Here is a 3566-nt window from a genome sequence, read left to right as displayed (position 1 = left end):
CCGTGATTTCGAATGACGAGTGCTTAATCGTCGATCCGGCGTGGGAGGGCGAGCGTCTTGTGGAGCATATCCGCACCGCGCATCCCGAAGTTCGCGTACTCGGCTCTGTCTGCACGCACGGTCATGCCGACCATGTTGGCGGGGTCGCCGGGGTTCGAGCTGTCGTTGGCGACAGCGCACTATATGAGTTGTGCGCTAAGGACGTGACGGTGCCTCGCGCAAATATCGAGGAGCAGCGCGCCATGTGGGGTATTGAGACGCCCGATCCGGGCGAGCCGACGCGGCTGCTTGCCGAGGGCGATACGATTGAATTGGGCGATATCTGCCTGCAGGTGATCGAGACGCCGGGGCATACGCCGGGCGGCATCGTCCTGTTCGCCGCGACCGAGCAGGGGAACATCGCCTTTGTGGGCGACACGCTTTTCCCGGGCAGCCACGGTCGTACCGATCTTTCCGGCGGTGACGAGGCGGCGATTATGCGCTCGCTCTCCAAACTTGCCAAGACGCTTCCGCCCGATACCGTTTGCTTGACGGGCCATGGCGATTCGACCACGATGGCGCGCGAACTTATGCAGAATCCGTTTATGCAGATGTAGGCTCGAAGCCGTCTTTCGAATCACGAAGACCGCTCAATCGTCAAGCTATTTTCCCCAGTGGGTCGATTCTGTGGGGCAAACGGTCAAAATTTGTCCAATCGGATGGTATTCGTGAACAAACGAACGTTTATGCTCGGGTATGTCGTGGTAAAATCTCAGGCGTTATCGGAGCAACCTTACAGGAGGTTTCTTTTATGCTCGTCAACGCAGCAGACATGCTCAAGAAGGCCGAGGCCGGCAAGTACGCTCTCGGTGCCTTCAACACCAACAACCTCGAGTGGACCCTGGCTATTCTCCAGGCCGCCGAGGAGGCCAAGTCTCCGCTGATCCTTCAGTGCACCGCTGGTGCCGCTAAGTGGATGGGCGGTTTCAAGGTCTGCGCCGACATGGTCAAGGCTGCCGTCGAGGCCACGGGCGTTACCGTCCCCGTCGCCCTTCACCTCGATCACGGTTCTTACGAGGACTGCTTCAAGTGCATCAAGGCCGGCTTCACGTCCATCATGTATGACGGCTCTCACGAGGAGACCTTCCAGCTTAACCTCGACCGCACCAAGGAACTCGTTGAGCTTGCCCACTCCAAGGGCATGTCCATCGAGGCCGAGGTCGGCGGCATCGGCGGCACCGAGGACGGCGTGACCTCCAACGGCGAGCTCGCTGACCCCGCTGAGTGCAAGCAGATTGCTGACCTGGGCGTCGACTTCCTCGCCTGCGGTATCGGCAACATCCACGGCGTGTATCCCGCCGACTGGGCTGGCCTTTCCTTCGAGCGTCTGGGCGAGATCAAGGCTCAGACCGGCGACCTGCCCCTCGTTCTGCACGGTGGTACCGGCATTCCCGAGGATCAGATCAAGAAGGCCATCTCCCTGGGTATCTCCAAGATCAACGTCAACACCGATCTGCAGCTCGTCTTCGCCAAGGGCGTTCGCGAGTATATCGAGGCTGGCAAGGATCAGCAGGGCAAGGGCTTTGACCCCCGCAAGCTCCTCAAGCCTGGTCGCGACAACATCGTTGCCCGCACCAAGGAGCTCATGGAGGAGTTTGGCTCCGTCAACAAGGCGTAAGTAGCGGTTTAACTTTCCCGTCGGAGGCCCCGTTCACCCTACGCTTTTCCCTTGCGCTCACCTGGCTTTGCCAGAAGTCGCGCAATGGGAAAAGCTTCGGGTGAACGGGGCCTCCTTCGTTAACTCGCCACAGGGTTACTGGGCTGAATTCATTTTTTATAGGTACCGTTTATCGGTGTTGAGGGTTCCTTTATTGGGGCTTTCTTTTTATCTCGCTACAATGGACTTCAAGAGTTCTAATGACTTGGAGTTTGGTATGGCTGTTATTAATGTGCTGCCTTCGGATGGGAAGGTTATTGACGAGGGTCCTGTTGGTTGCTCTGTTGATGTTTGCAATGATGACTTCCGTTTTCTAGATGTTGGCTTGCCACCCGAGATTCTGCGTTTAAAGGACGCGGGGTATCTTTCGCAGGCTATTGAGGCTTGCGACCGCCTACTTGCCCAAGATCCCGATCCCTCGCTTGCTGCCTGCGTTCGTGCCGAGCGGTATCGCATGCTTGAGACGCCGCTTCATTTTTCGGTGTCGCGCGATCGAGCTATTGCGATGATTCGCGAGGAGTGGCCTGAGTTTACCGAGGAGCAGTTTGACGATCTGATTGACCGTAAGCGTATTGACTGGCGCTTTATCGATGGCGAGCTGTTCGTTCTCGACAACTTCCTCGATTCGCTTCGCGTATATCCCAAAGAGGTCCCCGGCATGCGTCCCGATTCTACGGACGGAATAGCACTGCGCGACGAGATGCTCAAGGAGATGGAGTCACAAAACGGATTGGCTCGCGTCATTACGCTTAAAGCGTCCGTGTCTGTCCCCGGCGCTCTGGAGGGAGAGACCGTTTGCGCTTGGCTTCCCGTCGCGGCTGCCTGCCGTCAGCAGTCTCGGGTCGAGATTCTCGACATGACGCCGGAGGGTGCTGTTGCTCCCGCGAACGCTTCGGCGCGTACCGCCTCGTGGTCTTCTTCGAGTGAGCGCTCATTCTCGGTGACTTATCGTTATCACATCGATGCTGCTTATTGTGATGTCTACGGTGGCACACTTCCGGTTCATCCGCGTATGGACGCGCCTCTGCCCGAGGATATTTCCGAGGACCGTCCGCACATTGCATTCACGCCGTATCTGCAGCAGCTGACGGCCGGTGTTGTTGACGGACTCGAGGATCCGCTCGATCGCGCTCGTGCTATCTATGATTATCTGACGCAGCATATCGACTATCGCTATCAGCCGCCGTACTTGCTTTTGGGATCTATTGCCGATGACTGCGCGCATTCGCTCCGCGGCGATTGCGGCGTTATGGCGCTCACGTTTATCACCATGTGCCGTATCGCGGGCGTGCCTGCCCGTTGGCAGAGCGGCCTGTACGTTGCGCCCGATTCGGTGGGGTCGCACGACTGGGCAGAGTTCTATACGCCGCAGACCGGTTGGCTCAACGCCGACGTGTCATTTGGATCTTCTGCTCACAGGATGGGGGAGGAGTGGCGCCGCCGTCACTACTTTGGCAATCTCGACCCATGGCGTATGGTGGCCAACAATCGATTCCAGGCAGAGTTTGAGCCCTCTTTCGACTGCATGCGCGAGGACCCTTACGATAACCAGATGGGTGAGGCTTCGGTCGACGGTCGCGGATGCCGTCAGCGCGAGATGCTACGCACGGTCGAACTCATCGAAATGCTCGAAGTTCCATTTTCGGACTAATCGGTAGAAAGCTGTGATAAACTAACTCACGCATTGCGTGCCCGAGTGGCGGAATTGGCAGACGCAGTGGACTCAAAATCCACCGTTGGCAACAACGTGCGAGTTCGAGTCTCGCCTCGGGCACCATACATGCAAGCGAGCGTTCAAGGGGGTTGCGGCCCCCTTTTTCGTGCCGAACTCGCGTGAGCGCGCGAAGCGTTAAGCAAACAGGCCTGTGGC

3 protein-coding genes and 1 tRNA gene are annotated in these 3566 nt (G+C 58.0%); all 4 read left to right on the top strand.

Annotated elements, in window-relative coordinates:
• The coding region (locus tag ABHR76_RS09325; RefSeq protein WP_346977496.1) for an MBL fold metallo-hydrolase at nucleotides 1-596 on the top strand (596 nt) is incomplete at its 5' end.
• Between the two features lie 194 nt (nucleotides 597-790).
• Entirely contained in the window at nucleotides 791-1657 is an 867-nt protein-coding gene (fba, locus tag ABHR76_RS09320) for a class II fructose-1,6-bisphosphate aldolase (RefSeq protein WP_346977494.1), read from the top strand.
• Between the two features lie 256 nt (nucleotides 1658-1913).
• A complete protein-coding gene (locus ABHR76_RS09315; RefSeq protein WP_138111996.1) occupies nucleotides 1914-3347 on the top strand; it encodes a transglutaminase-like domain-containing protein in 1434 nt (477 codons plus the stop codon).
• Nucleotides 3348-3386: 39 nt separating this feature from the next.
• Nucleotides 3387-3473 (top strand) — tRNA-Leu (locus ABHR76_RS09310).
• Nucleotides 3474-3566: the final 93 nt, after the last annotated feature.

Source organism: Collinsella aerofaciens (assembly GCF_039752985.1).
In the GTDB taxonomy this organism is placed as follows: domain Bacteria; phylum Actinomycetota; class Coriobacteriia; order Coriobacteriales; family Coriobacteriaceae; genus Collinsella; species Collinsella aerofaciens_BT.
This window is presented reverse-complemented; position numbering and strand designations above follow the sequence as displayed.